Annotated in this window: 16 protein-coding genes; 8 read left to right on the top strand and 8 right to left on the bottom strand. The window is 32.1% G+C overall.

The features are described 5' to 3' along the window. The first annotated feature begins 2 nt into the window (after positions 1-2). On the top strand, positions 3-860 hold the full coding sequence (locus GKZ88_RS19235) for an AraC family transcriptional regulator (RefSeq protein ID WP_196216500.1): 858 nt from the start codon (positions 3-5) through the stop codon (positions 858-860). Positions 861-982: 122 nt separating this feature from the next. Then, a complete protein-coding gene (locus GKZ88_RS22555; RefSeq protein WP_230392560.1) occupies positions 983-2,536 on the top strand; it encodes a sigma-54 dependent transcriptional regulator in 1,554 nt (517 codons plus the stop codon). A 32-nt stretch (positions 2,537-2,568) separates the two neighbouring features. Here the strand turns inward: GKZ88_RS22555 and GKZ88_RS19225 are convergent, their stop codons facing one another. The 8 genes from GKZ88_RS19225 to GKZ88_RS19190 form a co-directional block, all read right to left on the bottom strand. Further along, positions 2,569-3,096 (bottom strand): YceI family protein, encoded by a 528-nt coding sequence (locus GKZ88_RS19225; protein WP_155103938.1) that lies wholly within the window; start codon positions 3,094-3,096, stop codon positions 2,569-2,571. 14 nt (positions 3,097-3,110) lie between these two features. Next, positions 3,111-3,524 carry a nuclear transport factor 2 family protein gene (locus GKZ88_RS19220; protein ID WP_155103937.1) on the bottom strand — a complete coding sequence of 138 codons (414 nt, stop codon included), beginning with the start codon at positions 3,522-3,524 and terminating at the stop codon, positions 3,111-3,113. A 119-nt stretch (positions 3,525-3,643) separates the two neighbouring features. After that, complete coding sequence (locus GKZ88_RS19215) at positions 3,644-4,330, bottom strand: alpha/beta hydrolase (RefSeq protein ID WP_155103936.1); 687 nt, start codon at positions 4,328-4,330, stop codon at positions 3,644-3,646. A gap of 79 nt (positions 4,331-4,409) precedes the next feature. Beyond that, positions 4,410-5,279, bottom strand: a complete 870-nt coding sequence (locus GKZ88_RS19210) for an alpha/beta hydrolase (RefSeq protein ID WP_155103935.1) — start codon at positions 5,277-5,279, stop codon at positions 4,410-4,412. Between the two features lie 47 nt (positions 5,280-5,326). Further along, positions 5,327-5,743, bottom strand: coding sequence for a nuclear transport factor 2 family protein (locus GKZ88_RS19205; protein WP_155103934.1), 417 nt, complete (start codon positions 5,741-5,743; stop codon positions 5,327-5,329). Positions 5,744-5,776: 33 nt separating this feature from the next. After that, a complete protein-coding gene (locus GKZ88_RS19200) occupies positions 5,777-6,313 on the bottom strand; it encodes a carboxymuconolactone decarboxylase family protein (protein ID WP_155103933.1) in 537 nt (178 codons plus the stop codon). Beyond that, complete coding sequence (locus GKZ88_RS19195) at positions 6,310-6,891, bottom strand: DUF417 family protein (RefSeq protein ID WP_155103932.1); 582 nt, start codon at positions 6,889-6,891, stop codon at positions 6,310-6,312. Before GKZ88_RS19195 ends, GKZ88_RS19200 begins: the two co-directional genes overlap by 4 nt. 216 nt (positions 6,892-7,107) lie before the next feature. Continuing rightward, positions 7,108-7,302, bottom strand: coding sequence for a hypothetical protein (locus GKZ88_RS19190; protein WP_155103931.1), 195 nt, complete (start codon positions 7,300-7,302; stop codon positions 7,108-7,110). A 675-nt stretch (positions 7,303-7,977) separates the two neighbouring features. On the opposite strand from GKZ88_RS19190, the gene GKZ88_RS19185 reads away from it, so the two are divergent. From GKZ88_RS19185 to GKZ88_RS19160, 6 genes are all read left to right on the top strand, one after another. Further along, positions 7,978-9,339 (top strand): sigma-54 dependent transcriptional regulator, encoded by a 1,362-nt coding sequence (locus GKZ88_RS19185; RefSeq protein ID WP_230392559.1) that lies wholly within the window; start codon positions 7,978-7,980, stop codon positions 9,337-9,339. Between the two features lie 287 nt (positions 9,340-9,626). Next, on the top strand, positions 9,627-12,080 hold the full coding sequence (locus GKZ88_RS19180) for a histidine kinase dimerization/phosphoacceptor domain -containing protein (RefSeq protein ID WP_155103929.1): 2,454 nt from the start codon (positions 9,627-9,629) through the stop codon (positions 12,078-12,080). A 109-nt stretch (positions 12,081-12,189) separates the two neighbouring features. Continuing rightward, positions 12,190-12,771, top strand: coding sequence for a Crp/Fnr family transcriptional regulator (locus GKZ88_RS19175; protein WP_155103928.1), 582 nt, complete (start codon positions 12,190-12,192; stop codon positions 12,769-12,771). 81 nt (positions 12,772-12,852) lie between these two features. Next, the gene (locus tag GKZ88_RS19170) at positions 12,853-13,728 is read left to right on the top strand and encodes a pirin family protein (protein WP_155103927.1); all 876 of its coding nucleotides are present in this window, start codon (positions 12,853-12,855) and stop codon (positions 13,726-13,728) included. A gap of 564 nt (positions 13,729-14,292) precedes the next feature. Next, on the top strand, positions 14,293-17,091 hold the full coding sequence (locus GKZ88_RS19165; RefSeq protein ID WP_155103926.1) for an outer membrane beta-barrel family protein: 2,799 nt from the start codon (positions 14,293-14,295) through the stop codon (positions 17,089-17,091). Between the two features lie 4 nt (positions 17,092-17,095). Further along, complete coding sequence (locus GKZ88_RS19160) at positions 17,096-17,899, top strand: GLPGLI family protein (RefSeq protein ID WP_155103925.1); 804 nt, start codon at positions 17,096-17,098, stop codon at positions 17,897-17,899. Positions 17,900-18,225: the final 326 nt, after the last annotated feature.

The raw sequence follows: 18,225 nt of genomic DNA, 5'->3' as shown, positions 1-18,225 counted from the left end.
CTATGAAAAAACATGTAAACGATGATGAATTCGGGAGTCTTAATGTCAAATTTCATTCAGATCAGTCTCATGATACTGCATTGTGGTTCAATTCTAATTGTTTTTCGCTTACTTTAGCCATCAAAGCCTCTGGACTTTATACAACCAAAACAAACACATTAGAAGTCGCACCGAAAACACTTTTTTTCAGTCGGCCAGACACGCATCGGGAACTGAAATGGTATAGTCTTGATGAAATTTATCACATCAAATTTTCTGAACGATTTCTTGCCAAATATGCGGGAGTTGAACTTTTCAAAACATTTCCTTTTCTAGTGCTTGAGACCGTTATACCTGAAAATATGGCCTCTGAAAATTTTGAAGATCTTTGCAGTATCTGTCATCAAATTGACATCATTAATCGGGGAAACTCACCTTTCAAAAAAAATATTATTGCGAATCTGGTAACGCGTCTTCTGCTAAGAATTAAACGAAATTTTTGGCAAGATTATGATAAACAGCTCGCACAGGATAAAGAGCACGATATTTTAAAACAATTCATTAAAAACCTTGAACATCACTCCCAACTGTTACAAGAAGGCAAAGCTCGAACACAACTAAGGGTTAAAGACTATGCAAGTATGCAGGGAATTCATGCCAATTATCTTTCGGATGTAATTAAAAAAAGAACCGGGAAAATGGTAAGTCATTGGATTACCGAAAAAACGGTTCTTGCTGCCGAAAACTTACTTCAGAATAATTCACTTTCTATAAAAGAAATTTCATATCGCCTTGGATTTCCTTACATCTCCTACTTCACTATTTTTTTAAAAAAACATACAGGACATACTCCGCGAGACCTTCGTAATATTAAAATATAATGAACAAACACATTGATGTTTTAAAAATAAAAAGTAACTTTAATCACCTCTTCTATAACAAATTATTTGCATGAGAAATCATAATCGGCCGAATTAACTCTTTACAAACTAAAGCAGTAAATATGAGATCTAATTTAGATATTAAAACTCGTTTAGAACAAAGAGAATATGAGCAATCTCAACTTATTTTGATGAGCGGAAGCCTTGCTCCTATTAGTACAAAAACCGAGCTTAATGATGTCATAAATACTACATTAAAGCAAATAATTGGATTTAATCAGATGATGATTTGTCTTGAAAATGCATTGCAAAAAGACTACAATCTTTTTTATCATAATATTCCTTCCCACTACAATCAGTATAAAAATGAATATTTTATTGATAAATCTGAAATCTTTGCGACGGCTTTTAATTCGCCGGAACCTTTTGTTTTGTCCAAAAATAAATTTGCAAATAAAAACGGAGTTCCATTCTTAATAAAAGAAACTTTTAAAGATGCACAAAACATTGTTTTCTGCTCTATTCCGTTTAACTATTGCAAAGGAGTCCTAATCTTTGATTTTAAAGGTCTTCCTCCTGAAAGACACATTTTAAATATGATCAAAATGTTATCGCCTCAACTTGGAATTACGATAACAAATATTTTATTATTTGAAAAAAACATCCTTGCTTCTGGTCCAATTGAAACCTATATCAAAACATTCAATAATGAAGAAACAGCGGACAATATGGGAATTATTGGCAACAGTGAAGCTACAAAAAATCTTCGAAGCCTTATCAAACTTGTCAGCGTTACAAGCAGTAATGTTCTAATACAAGGCGAAAGCGGCACAGGAAAAGAACTTGTTGCAAAGGCTATTCATCAGAACTCAAAAAGAGCTAAAAAACCTTTCATAAAAATAAATTGTGCAGCAATCCCAGACAGTTTAATAGAAAGTGAACTATTTGGATATGAAAAAGGAAGCTTTAGCGGCGCCATATCTCAAAAAATTGGAAAATTTGAACAAGCACATCAAGGAACATTATTTCTTGATAATATAAATGAAATGACCTTAGACTTACAGGTAAAATTATTAAGAGCCATTCAGGAAAAAGAGATTCAGCGCATTGGAGGCAATACCACCATTATTGTCGATACCCGAATCATTACATCATGCAACAAAAATTTATTGGAAGAAGTAACTGCAGGGAATTTTAGAGCTGACTTGTTTTACAGAATCAATGTATTTCCAATTGAAATTGCGCCATTAAGGGATCGAAAAGATGATCTGGCAGACCTTGCCCTTTTCTTTGTAAATAACTATTGCTCAAAAAATGAAAAACCATTAAAAACAATTGCTCCTTCCCTCTTTAACTCCCTTAAAGCATATCACTGGCCGGGAAATGTAAGGGAATTAGAACATACCATAGAGAGAGCATTATTATTAACTCCAGGAAAAGTTATTAAAGAATTAGATTCAAATAACTACAAAACAATACTTTCTACTGATAATACTAGTATAAAACCATGGAATGAATTTGAAAAAGAATACATCCTTAAAGTACTTAAATTGTGTGGAGGAAAAATTTCCGGACCTAACGGTGCGGCTTCTTTTTTGAAAATACCTTACACCACACTGAATTCTAAAATGAAAAAACTAGGCATAAGTAAAAGACATTATTTATCGGATAATTAACTGTAAATGTGTTTTTCTGCAATTAAGTTTTTTTATCTCCTAATAAAACGAAGATCAATATTCAATTTTAGTTCTTCACTTATCGGAATGCCCGTATCAAACATTCTATTCATGTTTAGATCCCAATGCGTTCTATTAATTATTCCAGTAATAATAAAACTTGCTTTTATTACACCCCACGGTTCTTTCAACAAACCACTAAATTCAGCATCAAAAGTTACTAATCTTGTGACATTACAAAGTGTAAGGTTACCTGTAAGTTTGTAATTAACTTCGTCAATTTTATCAAAAGTAATCGCTTCAAAAGTAACTTTGGAAAATTGATTTACATAAAACAAATCAGCGATTGACTGATCTGCTTCAGATTCTTCTTTTTCAGTCGTGATGGATTTAATTTGACCATCAAATTCAATTTTAGCATTATCAAAAACATCAACACTGGTCGTAATTAATGATTTGAATTTACGTATTTCTCCAGGTACATTGGAAAACATCATATGATTTGCTTTGAATCCAATTTCAGAGTTTGCTCTATCAATAAACCATTTTGTTTTTCCCATGTTTTTATGAATTTTTATTTGAACTTTCGCTCTGTTCCTTCAATTGGCAAATCATTAATACTGGCATATCTTTTTTTCATTAAACCATTGTCGTCAAATTCCCAATTTTCGTTCCCATAAGCTCTAAACCATTGCCCTTGCGAATTATGATATTCATACTCAAATCTCACTGCTATTCTATTATCAGTATGAGCCCAGTATTCTTTTTTGAGTTTATAATTCAACTCTTTTCTCCATTTAATGAATAAAAAATCTATAATTTCTTCTGTTCCATTGATAAACAAATCACAACTTCTCCACTCGCTGTCAACTGTATACGCCTGTACTACACGATAAGGATCTTTGCTGTTCCAAGCATCTTCGGCCAGCTGTATTTTTTCTTTTGCTGTTCTGTCTGTAAAGGGAGGTATAGGGTATCTTTTCGACATAGTGATTATATTAAATTAATGTATCTCATTATTACAAACTTAACTATTGTCAAATGTTCCTTTTCTATAGCATTTTCATGAATAATTATAAAAAATAAATATTTCAAGAACCAGTAAAATCACGCTTTAATAGAAGCCGAAATAATAATATCTGCCACTGCTTCTGGCTGTGAAATATAAATAGCGTGACTGCCTTTAATATGCGTTACTTTGGTATTTGAGCGTTCATACATGGCTTCCTGAATTTCTGGTACAATACTTTTGTCTTCGGTGGCAATCGCTCCGTAAGTCGGTTTTGTTTTCCAAGCCGCATTTTTAATTGGTGTCACAAATCCTTTTGCATAAAAAGCGCCTTGGGAAGCGTACATAAAATCGGCATCTTCCTTTTTTAAATCGGCACAGACACCTGAATGATACTTATCTTTAGCATAATAAATAATTCCTTTATTATCTACTGGCAAAATCCCATTCTCCGCTGCTGGCGGTGCGGTCTGAATCCATTGCAAAGCAGTCTCGCCGTCGCCGGGCTGAAAAGCGGCAACATATACAAGTGATGATACACTCGGATGATTACCTGCTTCTGTAATCAAAACGCCTCCGTAAGAATGACCAACAAGAACAACCTCGCCTTCTTGCTTGTCTAAAGCCGTTTTTACTGCCTCTACTCCATCTTCAAGAGAAGTTAAAGGATTGTGTACAACAGTTACTTCATATCCTTTTTGAGTGAGTATTTTATAGATGCCTTTCCAACCTGAGCCATCTGCAAATGCGCCATGGACAAGTACTATATTTTTGATTGTTGTCATATTTTCCGGTTTTAAATATTATTTGTTTAAATTTTGCAATTAGTACGTGGAATAGGAATCTTTTAAGCACTACTTCAACTTATTTTTTACCCGTTTTTCTTTTAAGAAAATCTTTTATAAGTGCCGAAATTTCATCCCCGAAACTTTCTAATGCAAAATGACCCGTTGGAAAAAGATGAAACTCAAGATTTTTCACGTCTTTCTTAAAGGCTTCTGCTCCGGAACCTGGAAAAATATAATCATCTTTTCCATAAACAATAAGCATCTCTGGCTCATGTTTTCTAAAATATTCCTGCCACTCAGGATACAAAGTTACATTGGTCTGATAATCATAAAACATGGCTAATTGAATAGCATCATTTTCTAATCTTTCTAAATGTCTCAAATCGATTTCCCAATTATCTGGCGAAATTACAGCTGGATCAGGAACGCTATGGGTGTACTGCCATTTCAATCCGTTTGGATCATGAAAACCTCTGAGTGTGTTTTCGGCTTCCTTATTATTTCTGTCTTTCCAATATGCTTTAATCGGATCCCAAAAAGTTTCAAGACCTTCTTCATAAGCACAGCCATTTTGTACAATTAGCGTATCAATTCTTTCCGGATTTCTGCTTGCAATCCTAAAACCTATTGGAGCACCATAATCCATTAAATAAAGGCTGAATTTTTGAATATCCAGTTCATCTAATAACGTTTTCATTAAATTACTGAAATTCTCAAACGTATAAGCAAAACCAGACATTGGTGGTTGTTCAGTTCTTCCATAACCTGGATAATCTGGAGCAATTAAATGAAAATCATCTGCCAGATAATTAATCAGATTGCGAAACATATGCGAAGAAGTTGGGTAACCATGCAAGAGAAGAAGCGTTGGGTTTTCTTTGTTACCGGCTTCTCTATAAAAAATATCTACTCCATTAATTTTTTTTGTGTGATAACTTGTTTTCATAACATTGCTTTTTTAATTTATTTTTTAACCTTTTCATTTGTTTAAAGTCATTTAAACTTTCTTTCACTTTCTTTAATGGGAAGATCATTGATACTTGCAAACCTTCTTTTCATAATACCATCTTCATCAAATTCCCAATTTTCATTTCCATACGCTCTAAACCAGTCTCCATCGGAGTTATGATATTCATATTCAAATCTTACCGCAATGCGATTTTCCGTATGGGCCCAATATTCTTTTTTCAATTTATAATCGAGTTCTTTTTCCCACTTGCCCGTTAAAAACGCAATAATTTCTTCCCTGCCATTAATAAACAAATGACGGTTTCTCCACTCGCTATCAATCGTATACGCTTGGGCTATTCTATGGGGATCCTGGCTATTCCAGGCATCTTCGGCTAATTGTATTTTCTCCTTTGCTGATTCTAGTGTAAAAGGAGGAATTGGATATTTTTTCATGATCATTTTGATTCGTTATGGTTCTACAATTCCAATTATTTAAAGTTCTGAAGCTTTTGGAAAATCGATCGGTATTTCGGTAAGAGCATAAACATAATTTGTAAATGTTCGTACAGTTACAATACCTACAAGATCTATAAGATCTGTCTCAGTATAACCTGCGTCAAAAAAAGCATCTTTAAAAGATGCATCTGCTTCACCTTTATTTTCAGCCATAGATTTTGCGAGCTGCAAGGCGGTTTGAAATTTACTGTCATCAGATGAGCCCTTTCTTAATCCGAGTATTTCATCAGTATTATAACCTTTCATACCGGCAAGCATCGTATGTGCCGCAAGGCAATAATTGCAATGATTTACTTGCGAAACTACAAGGTTAATGCCTTCTCTTTCTTTGGCACTAAAAGTACCATGGCTAAAAGCCTCCTCAAACTCAAGAAAACCTTTAAGTGCATTGGCAGAATAACCAATTGTTGCATAAAGATTAGGCACTTTTCCAATTTTCTTAGTAATCGCTTCAAACAATAACTGCGATTGTTTACTCACTTGTTCTTTTGTTGGTACATTGATGGTTTTCATAATTGCATTTTTTTTATATTATTATTTCTTAGATACAATTTTGCCGACTCACTCATGGTAATTAGGGAACATCCTAAAAGCGCTATGTCTTTAATAACAAGTCGGCCTCTTCCGGATAAAAAAGGAAACCCATAATCAGAATCGCCGAGATTTGGTACCCAGCATTCCGGAGTCGTTATAAGAAAAGAAAGGGTTCCTAAAGTCGTAAAGAATATTAGTATACTTCCTATCATACTCCATAATGGCGCTACTCTATGTAATGCAACAAGAATACCGGCTCCTATTAAAAAAATACCTAGTCCTTTTGAAAAACCATAAGTATTATTCTGAAGATTCCATTCGTGATTTTGTGCTATAAATTCCCCTTCTTTATTTTGATACGTTTTATAGTCTTTGGGTGCGTTATAAAAGAAACTCATAAAGGGACTATTTGCTACAAACGGAACTATTCCGTCTGCTTCATAAGCAAAAAATTTAAGACTGCCGATCCATATAAAAATTACTGCAATTGCAAATCGTACAGTGACTTTAGCGTAGTTCTCTAATTGAGCAATTTGATGTATTATAAAATGTTTCATAATGTAATTTGCTTTTGTTTCAAACAAATTTACATCAGACATACAACAGCAGATAATAACAAAAAAGGATATTACTTATAAAAATCAACTGCACTTTGTAAAATGAATCTAATTTCCATTGTAGTTTATATATCAATCAGAATCAGGTTTTTATGAATTTCCACAGCGATTAAAACAAAAAACGCCTCAATTTGGTAATTGAGACGTTGTCAGGTTTTATTTTTTTTCTTCATTATTCAACTGATCATCGAAATCTGGCTTTTCACCTTTAAACTTATGAGTGTCAACATCGTAATTTTCGTCGTTTGTTAAAATTTCATCATGATCTTTATATTGATGTTTCCTCATATCACTTCGATGATCAGAACCGCTTTTTTGGGTCTTCTTCTGATTTTGATTTTTTGAGTTCATATCACTAAGTTTATAATTCACTAAAATTAATTAAACTCCAGATTTTCAAATCTGTATAATTCGTCATTTTAATTATAAAATTTAAAGGTTATTCCTCATGGCAATGATCAGCAAAATGAACAAATCTTTTTAGTTTCAATTAAAAAAACACCAATGAATTATAATAGCAGCAAATCTACTTAAGAAAGAAATCTTTAATTTTTATAATTAAATGTCTTTTTTCGACATTTTTTCAAGAGCGAACTTTATTATCTTAGTACTAAAAATATAAGAGCAGACATTTACCAAAACTAATTTTACACTGCTGCATAAAACACCCTCAAAAAATATTTTACTTACAAATAAAGACTCCGTAAGTTATTAAAGAAACGAATAGTTGTTGTTGTTTTTTAGAATAGCTATATGGAACAATATGCTGTAAATTTAGTGATAAGCACTCAACAGGATTATCTTAAATTATTCGCCTTTCCACCAGACAAGTCTAGTGTTTGACAATTGGAACCTGTTGTCATGAAATAAAAACTAAATTCCTAGAAGTTTTGTTTGAATTTTGTGAACAAAAACCTTTAAGGTTTAGTCCAATGAAACAACTGCTTAAAACTTTTAATATATAATAATAAAATTTAACTTTATAAAAAAAACTCGCATTTAAGTCCCAACTATAAGATGGAAGATATGCAAAAAATATTAATTGTTGAGGATGAATATATCGTGGCCATCGACCTCAAAATGCTATTACAAAAAAATGGTTACACTGTAGTTGGTATAGCATCATCTGTTGAGCAAGCGAGGGTATTGATAACCAATGATAAGCCTGACTGGGTACTTCTGGATATTATACTTCAAGGTGAAGAAACAGGAATAGACCTTGCATTAGAATTAAAAAATTGTAAAACGCCATTCTTGTTTATCTCCGCAAATACTGACCTGTCAACTCTGGAAGCTGTAAAAAAAACAGAGCCTTATGGTTTCTTGGTAAAACCTTTCAGACATAGGGATTTACTGGTGATGCTGGATATTGCCAGATACCGACATATTGTGGAAAATCAAACTAAAAAATATTTAACTGGAAATGAGACACAATCAGCCGTATTTGAGGGGATTATTGGAAAGAGTCCTTTATTAAGCGAAATATTTTCAAAAATAAACATTGTTGCGCCAACTGAAACATCAGTACTGATTACAGGTGAAAGCGGTACAGGCAAAGAAAGAGTTGCGCATGTCATTCATGAAAATTCACAACGCAAAAACAAACCTTTGGTAATAATAAATTGCGCAGCGCTTCCATTTTCACTACTTGAATCAGAGCTGTTTGGATATGAAAAAGGAGCATTTACAGGAGCTGATTCACAAAGAATTGGCAAGTTTGAACAGGCAAATGGAGGAACGCTTTTTCTTGATGAAATTGGAGAACTTCCTCTCGAAGCTCAGGCGAAACTTCTGCGGGTACTTCAAGAAAAAGAAATTGAACGCATTAGTGGCGATAAAACCATAAAAGTTGATGTCCGAATCATTACAGCCACTAATAAAAACCTTGAGCGTGAGGTTGCCGAAGGCCATTTCAGACTCGATTTATATTATAGGCTTAATGTATTTCCTATAGAACTTCCTCCACTGCGCGAAAGAAAAGAAGATATAAAAGAACTCGCGATGTATTTCCTTGAAAAATTCGCCATAGGCTATGAGAAAAATATCAAAGGTTTTTCTCCTGCAGTACTCGAACAATTAAAAAACCATAATTGGCCTGGCAACATTCGTGAGCTAGAGCATCTTATTGAACGCAGTACCTTGCTTGCCACAGGAGACGAGATTACCCAAATCAACATACCGATAATTTCTGATTTACCTCACACAGCTACAGAAAAAGGTGATCTCCAGTCCTTGCAGGATATGGAACGAAATCATATCATGCAGGTGCTACAAGCGTGCAATGGTAAAGTATACGGACCTGGAGGAGCAGCAGAAATACTAAAAGTAAACCCTACCACTCTTTATGCTAAAATGAAAAAACTAGGCATCTCTCACGAACACTTTTAATTTTAAAAAAAGGCAAATACGAACATTCTCATCATTGAAAGTCAGTTCTTGATGATCTAAATTTGCTTCACCTTTCTGCATAGCCGAATGTTATTCGGAGTCTTGTTATTTTTTTTAATCTTATAAATTATAGTAATAACCTTAAAAATTTGACAATGACCTGTATATTTGAGCATTACATCTTGCTTTTGATACTTTTTCATCTTAAATGATTATTTTTATAAAACCCAATTCTTTTCAAAGCAAAAATAATTTATTCGCAAGCCAATTGAATTCTGACAAATAAGATGAAAGCACTGTACCTTTTAAGTTTTGTTATAACAATCACGTTTCAGAGTTACGCCCAAATAAATAATCCGTATGTAAATTACGATCTAAAAAAAACAAAGCTGCTGATTAAAAGTACTGGGATGTACATATATTCTTCCAATCAAGGTTTTGTAGACGTTGACAGCACAATGATACTAGCCTGTACATACAATAAAGTTCCAGTATCAATACTTTATGAGGAAGCTTATAGTGATGGAAAACACTTGCCTGGAGATAAATTAATTGATCAAAACAATATAACAGCAGCAAAAAAAATACTTCCAAAACTAAAAGAAACAGACCGTTTAAAATTACTGCTGCATCTGGGATACCATTTCCTTTATAAAGCAGGCGAAAAAAAAGAAGATCTTCAAAATACTTTTCAATTCTTTAAACAAGCGGATCAAATAAGTGAATCGCTTGGCATACCAAAATGGCAAAGACAAAGTACCATTTTGCTTGGAAAATATTATGTTCAAACTCATAACGTTGCTGAGAGCAAAAATATCTTTTCCAATATAGTGACGGAAAGCAGAAAATTAAACAATCGGAAAACTTTAGCAGATGCGTTAAATAATGAAGGAACATACCTTCCATTGTTTGAAGCAGATAAAGAAAAAGTATTGTCAGAGGCCATGTTGCTTTATAAATCAATAGGAGAAAAAGAACTTGAAATAGAAATGCAAATGAAGTTACTTACTGTTCATTTTTGGACAGGAAAAATGGAATTGGCAGAAAAAGAACTTTTCAATTGTTTCGCTCTTCAAAAAAAAATAGGATTTAAACATCTTCATTACACTACAGCACCACTTGCTTATATCTACACTGAAAAATTTAATCTAAATAAGGCGCTATATTATTCCATTGCAAGTATTAAAACAATGGAAGCTACAAATGACCTGATTTGTGGTGATAATTTCTATTTGCGATTAGGGAACACTTACGACCACATGGGGCATATTGACGAAGCAATTGAAATTTACAAAAAAGCCTTCGAGATAGGTCAAAAAAATATTAATAGCGGAAGTTACTATAAAGGTTTTATCTTAATTAATGAATGTCTTTCTAAAAATAAAAGATACAAAGAAGCACTCAATTATATCATAAAAACAACTGAATTGTATCCTCCTAAAAATGAATTAGATAATTATCTTGTTTTGTACACTAAAGCAACAACTTATGAGAAATTAGGCAATATGTCAGCTGCTGAAAAATATTACATCCAAATGGAAAAATATGCTGATAATCTCTTGTCGCCAAAAACTGCTGTGAACGCCTGCTTCGGTTATTTATCAATGTCAATATTTTATGTAAAAAAAGGAAATTCGGTTAAAGCTAAACTCCTTGCTGACAAAGTTCTTTCGTTCAATGAAAAAACAAAGCAGAACTATCAGCCTCAAATGTTAGAGTTAGCTTTATACAAACTTGATTCTCTAACTGGAAACTATCCTTCTTCTATTAGACATCATTTAAACTATACACGAATTAATGACTCATTATTTAATATAGGAAAGAACAGGCAGATTGAAGAATTAAAAATTCAGTATGAAACTTTAAAAGATAAAGAAAACATTCAAACTTTAGAGTTACAAACCAAATTACAGGAAACTAAAATAGCGAAATCAAAACTTTTAAACAATTTGTCGATAGGATCAATTTTCCTTCTCCTGATAATTATTATATTATTATACAATCAATATTTACTGAAACAAAAAAATCATAAGAAACTAGAAATTAAAGAAAAAGAAATTAATTTTCAGAATACAAACCTGAAGCACTTACTTGATGAAAACCGATTGCTGTTGAAAGAAATTCACCATAGAGTAAAAAACAACCTTCAAATGGTAATCAGTTTACTTAATTTACAATCTTCATTTGTTGATAATGAAATAGCATTAACAACCATTAAAAACAGTCAAAACAGGATTCTTGCCATGTCATTAATTCATCAGAAACTTTTTATGTCTGAAAATGTTTCTACTATCAATATGCCAATCTATATTAGGGAATTAGTTGAATATTTAAAAGATTCATTCGATTCAAAACAGCATATTAGTTTTAAATTAAACATTGAAGAAGTCGAGCTAGATGTTACCCAAGCTGTTCCGTTAGGTTTAATTATAAACGAAGCTATTACTAACGCTCTTAAATATGCATTTCCAAATAATAGAGACGGTATAATTGCAATAACATTGCTTTCACCCACTTCGAATCAATATTTACTGACTATTCAAGATAATGGTATAGGAATTCGTTTTAATTCAAATGTCGAAAACAATAACTCATTTGGAATAAATCTAATCAAATGGTTATGTGATGACTTAAAGGCTCATTTTTCTATTGAAAACAAAAATGGAACGTTATTACAGTTAAGCTTTGAAAAAACTATTTTAATTACAAATAAAACTGATCAGGCACATCCAAAAAATTAGATTCTGTGATATCAATTTAATAAAATTGAATTTCCGTTAATTATTATTTTTTAACCTTTTTATACTGCTTCATTATCTTAATTTTACAGACGGACAAATTAATTAAATAATGTTTACACAAATTAATACTGCAATTTCAAGATATGTGAACTTTACGCAAGAAGAATTAGATATTTTTAATTCTTTATTGTCCTCCAAACAAATCCCCAAAAAAACAATTATGCTTCAAAGGGGTGAGAGATGTACTTTTGAGGCATTTGTAGTCCGAGGTTGTGTCAGAAAATATTATATCGATAAAAATGGATTTGAGGTGATTTTACAGTTTGCAGTAGAAAATTCATGGATAAGTGATATATCCTTTAGCATCTATGAAACTGAACCCAGTCAAATTTTTATAGAAACGCTTGAAAATTCTGATTTTTTAATGTTCAGCCCCGAAACAAAAGAACAGCTTTTTGAACAGGCTCCAAAGTTTGAAAGAGCCTTTCGCATTCTAATGCAACGTCATCAGGCTGTAACTCAAAATCGTTTGCTCAACAACATAACGCTCACTGCGGAACAAAAATATGATGAATTTCTTAAAGCATATCCTACGATTCCACTTCGTGTAGCACAACATTACATTGCTTCTTATCTTGGTATTTCTCCTGAATTTCTTTCAAAAATCAGAACAAGAAAACTCAAGTCCTGATTTTTAAAAATCTTGTCCCAGTTCAATGCTCAGGTATTTTTTATAAATGAAATTTGCTTTTGCAATTAAACACTTATCACTATGGACAGAAAAGATTTTATTAAAAAAGGCCTTTTGGGAACAGGAATGTTTGTGGCCTCGACTGCAGTTGCCAATATTATGAAGAATGATATCGACGAGATTAAACCCTTAGAGCCGGTCGGCTTTAACCACCTGCCCTCAGACGATACACCTGTCACTGAAAATTCTGTTCTGCATAAAGCACAATCCAGAGGACATGCCAACCATGGCTGGCTTGATACACATCAGACTTTTAGTTTTGCTTCCTACTATAATCCTGAGCGAATGCACTTTGGAGTACTTCGCGTACTCAATGATGATGTTGTAGATCCCTCACAAGGATTCGGGACACATCCTCATGATAATATGGAAATTATTTCGATTCCTCTTGAAGGCGATCTGCAGCACAAAGACAGTATGAATAATGTTGCTATTATCAAGAAAGGTGATATTCAGGTCATGAGCGCCGGTACTGGAATTTATCATAGTGAATTTAACAATAATGGAGATAAACCAGTTAAATTTCTTCAGATTTGGCTATACCCAAATAAAAAAAATGTAATTCCGAGATACGACCAGATCAGTTTGAATCTGAAAGACCGTCACAATAAATTTCAGCAGATTTTATCGCCTAACGCAAAAGATGAGGGCGTATGGATACATCAGCAAGCCTGGTTTCATCTCGGTGTCTTTGATAATAAACACAAGAGTACCTACAAAATTAAAAAAACAGGAAACGGCGTTTATGCCTTTATAATAAAAGGCAGTTTTATTGTAAACGATTCACTTCTAAATGAAAGGGACGGCCTCGGAATTTGGAACATAGAAACTCTTGACGTTCAATCTCAGAATGATCATTCAGAAATACTTTTAATGGAAGTTCCAATGACTATGTAATTAAATATTTTACATGTTCGTTCTGGAAAAAAAATGCTCCATAATTCTATGACAGAAACTGTAATTTCAAACAGTTTCTGTTTTTATTTGAGTTCATACCTAAAAATGGACCCAGAAGCACAAGACCTTTGGTTATAAAAAGAAATCTAAAAACCAAAGCAGAAGTACACACTGAAATTCAAGCAATATTGGCTAAAAAACAAGATTGTTAATAATTAATTATGTTAAAAAAAAGTAAAGTCCTTCTTTACATTGTAGTATTTTTACTTAGATTTGAACCATGTTAACATTTAACTATTATACTAACGATTACTAATTAAAATCGTTAAAATTCAAACCGCCAATAATCAAAACCTCGCAAAAAAATTATGAATTTCATAAAATTAAATCGCTATTCTTCAGCAAACCTTTATAAAAAAGTGCTATTTCAATTTCTAGTATAGAACCTACAATCTTCTAACTCCATAACCAAAACAAATCACAAAACAAGTGCATTTTATTTCTATTTCTCAAAAAATAGAATAGAACTATTATGCCTCTTTTTTAAAAAACCATAACCAATTAATGAGACAAACAATTCTATTATTATGTTGCTTTCTTTTTTTATCAACTACTTTACAGGCACAAACATCAGGTACAGTTAAAGGGTATGTAACAGATACCGTAAACAAATCTACTTTAACAAAAGCATCAGTCTCTTTGTTAAGAGCAAAAGATTCCATTTTAGTAAAATTTACCCGAGCTAAAGAAAATGGTTATTTTGAGTTGAATAATATTAAACCCGGTAAATTTATTTTACTGGTTTCTTATCCAAAATTTGCTGATTTTGTAGATCAATTTTCTATTGATTCCACAAAGTTAATCAAGGATTATGGTAAAATTAATTTGGAAGATAAAGGAAGATTACTATCCGAAATAATTATAAAAGGCAATAGAGCCGCCATGAAAATCAAAGGAGATACGTTAGAATTTGATCCAAAAGCATTTAAAATAGAACCTAATGCAAAAGTGGAAGATCTGATAAAACAATTCCCAGGAATACAAATCGATAAGGATGGAAAAATTACCGCTCAAGGCGAAACTGTAACCAAAGTTTTGGTTGATGGTGAAGAATTTTTTGGTGACGATCCCACTTTAGTTACAAAAAATCTACGTGCGGACATGGTTGATAAAGTACAATTGTACGACAAAAAAAGTGATCAAGCTGCTTTTACAGGAGTTGATGATGGTCAGAAAACCAAAACGCTGAATGTTAAGCTTAAAGAAGACAAAAAAAATGGTTATTTCGGAAAAGTAGAACTCGGAGGTGGAACTAATGATTTTTACAAAGGTCAAGCCATGTTTAATAAGTTTTGGGACAAGAAAAAACTAGCCGCTTATGGTATTTTAGGCAATACAGGACAAGTAGGATTAGGATGGGGAGATAAAGATAAATATGGGCAAAACAGTTATCAAGTAAGTGATGACGGCGGTATTTATTTTACAAACACTGGAAATGATGAATTTGACAGTTGGGATGGACAATTTAATGGTGAAGGAATTCCGGTAACTCAAACTGGCGGAATACATTTTGACAATAAATGGAACAACGACAAAGAATCTATCAATGTAAACTATAAAATTGGTGATATCAAACTTTCAGGAGATCGTAATGATATTAACCAGCAAAATTTAAGTTCTAGCAGTATTTATAATACTTCAGACAAGAGTTTTGAGAAAAACATGACTAAAAACAAACTTGATCTAACTTATGAAATTAAAATTGATACGACTTTAACTTTAAAATTAAATGTAGATGGATTATTTAAAAAGAGTAATTCAAGTGAAGCAGAAATGCGAAAAGGTACGGATGAACAAGGTAACCAGTTGAATAATTTGAACCAGACAACTACAAACGACGTTGATGATAAAATATTTAATTTTAATACTTTATTAACCAAAAGACTTAAAAAAAAGGGCCGAACATTATCTCTTAATTTAAGCCAATCAAGTACAGACAGCAAAAGTGATGGTTATTTAAATTCTAGAGCTGAATTTTTTACACCATCCGTAATTAGTCCGGATAGCACTAAAGTAGTCGATCAAAACAAAGTCAATAATATTAAGAATACAGCTTTTAAATCAAATTTAATCTATACCGAACCGTTATCCAAAAGTCTATCTCTAATTCTTAATTATGGATTCAACATGAGTAACGGAAAATCTGATCGTAAATCTTTTAATCAATCTCCAAATGGTGATTATAATGTTCTGGATTCCATCTTTAGTAATAATTATGAATTAGACCAAACGATAAATCAACTTGGAGCGATTTTTAATTACAAAAAAAACAAAACCGTTTTTAATTTTGGATCTAAATTTAGTGGTGTAAAATTTAAACAATATGATGTTTATAGAGATAGTTCTTTTGATCGAAAATTTGTCAACTACATGCCTCAAATAAGCTATCAATATAATTTTAAACAAAGAGAATCGCTGCGTTTGTCATATAACGGAAACAACGATCAGCCAACATTAGAACAAATACAACCAATACCAAATAATCAAAACCCATTAAATACGATTTTGGGTAATCCAAACTTAGATCCTTCTTTTAAAAATAATTTTAGAGGAAGTTATTATTCGTATAAAGTACTTAGCAATCAATATTTTTCGGTTAATGGATCGTATAATTTCACGCTAAATCCAATAATAAGTAATGTGATTACAAATGATAGAGGACAAAGTATTTCTCAATTTGTAAATCTAAAAGACAAAGCAGCAACAAGTTATTATTTGAATGGTAATTTTGGCAAAACAATCAAAGCCATAGACATGAACGCAGGAATTGGCTTAAGCGCTAACAAAAATATAAACTATAATTATATCAATACAAAACTGAATCAAACTAAAAATTCAACTTATTCCGTTAATTTAAACTTATCAAAGAATAAAGAAAAAAAATATAACTTGAATGCTAGCTTCGGACCTACTTACAATGTTGCTGATGCAAGCATCAACGAAAATAGCGATAGTAATGGTTGGGGCTTTAATGGAAATTTTTGGACCAGCGTACAATTGCCTTTCAAACTAGAAATTAGCTCAGATGGTAATTATCAATATAATGGAAAAACGCAAGTGATTCAGGAAAGTTTTGAACGTTTTATTTGGAATGCATCTATCACCAAAAAATTCTTAAAATCAGATAATTTAAGAGTTTCTATAACGGGACGAGATCTTTTGAACCAAAATTTAGGATTTAATCGAACTGCATTCAATGGAAATATCAGCCAAAGCACTTATACGACTATCCAAAGATACTTTATGTTCTCTGTAAGCTGGGATTTCAGCAAAATGGGCGGAGGAGAAACTAAACAAAACTAAAACTATGAAAACAATAATAAATCGCATCTTAATTTTAATAATTGCATTGATAAGCTGCAATACTTTTGCTCAAAATGACCACGTTGTACAAAGTGACCACTTTGTAGAAAATGGCGTAATCGAATTTGAAAAAAAAATAAATACATATGCTTTGATTTCAAAAAAAATCAAAGGAGAAACTGAGAGTTATTATAAATTAGCTTTTGAAAGTTATAAAAAAAACAATCCACAATTTAAAACTGTAAAAAGTACACTCAGCTTTTCAAAAAACAAAAGTTTATATAAATGGAATGAAACCAATGAAACACCAAACAACACCAGTTGGATTGCAGATGATGCAATGGCTAATTTAAAAAATATTATCGCAACAGATTTAGATACTAAAACCAGTACTACCCAAAAAAACGTTTACGATGATTTATACTTAGTTAAAGATAGTTTACGTAAAATTGACTGGAAAATTACCGATGAAACTAGAGAAATTGCGGGTTATGAATGCCGTAGAGCAAATGCTATAATTATCGATTCTGTTTATGTTGTTGCTTATTATACAATTCAAATTCCATTCTCAGGCGGTCCTGAATCTTTTACAGGTTTACCAGGAACAATTTTAGGCTTGGCAATGCCACATGAAAATATGACATGGTTTGCCACAAAAGTTACTGAAATTCCAGTTTCTGACAAAGATTTAGCTCCACCAATTAAAGGTAAACCGACTGACAATAAAGGACTAAACAAAATACTTTTGGATGCTTTGAAAGATTGGGGAAAATGGGCAAGAAAGACATTACAAGCCTACTCCTTATGACAAGCTATTAAAACTTATTTCTTACACAAAAAATAATCTAAATGGTTCCTGAGATTTTCAGAATATATCAATGGAGCCAGTAATAGAATAGAAGTCACAGAATTGCATTTATAGAATAAATGGAAAGATTAGCACCAAGAAAAAAAGAGTTAATATATTGATAAACAATATTTTAACTCTTTTTTTTTATTACTTATTCTTTTGGATATCAAGCGATGTTTTGATTAAATTCGCACCTTGTTTGTGTCTCGAAAGACTGGGGTGCAAAAAATATTTTTTCTTAGCCAAATTATGGTAGATAGAGGCATTCTAGTAAAAAATCATGT

Origin of the sequence: Flavobacterium sp. LC2016-01, assembly GCF_009711135.1 — a bacterium.
Taxonomy (GTDB): Bacteria; Bacteroidota; Bacteroidia; order Flavobacteriales; family Flavobacteriaceae; genus Flavobacterium.
This window is presented reverse-complemented; position numbering and strand designations above follow the sequence as displayed.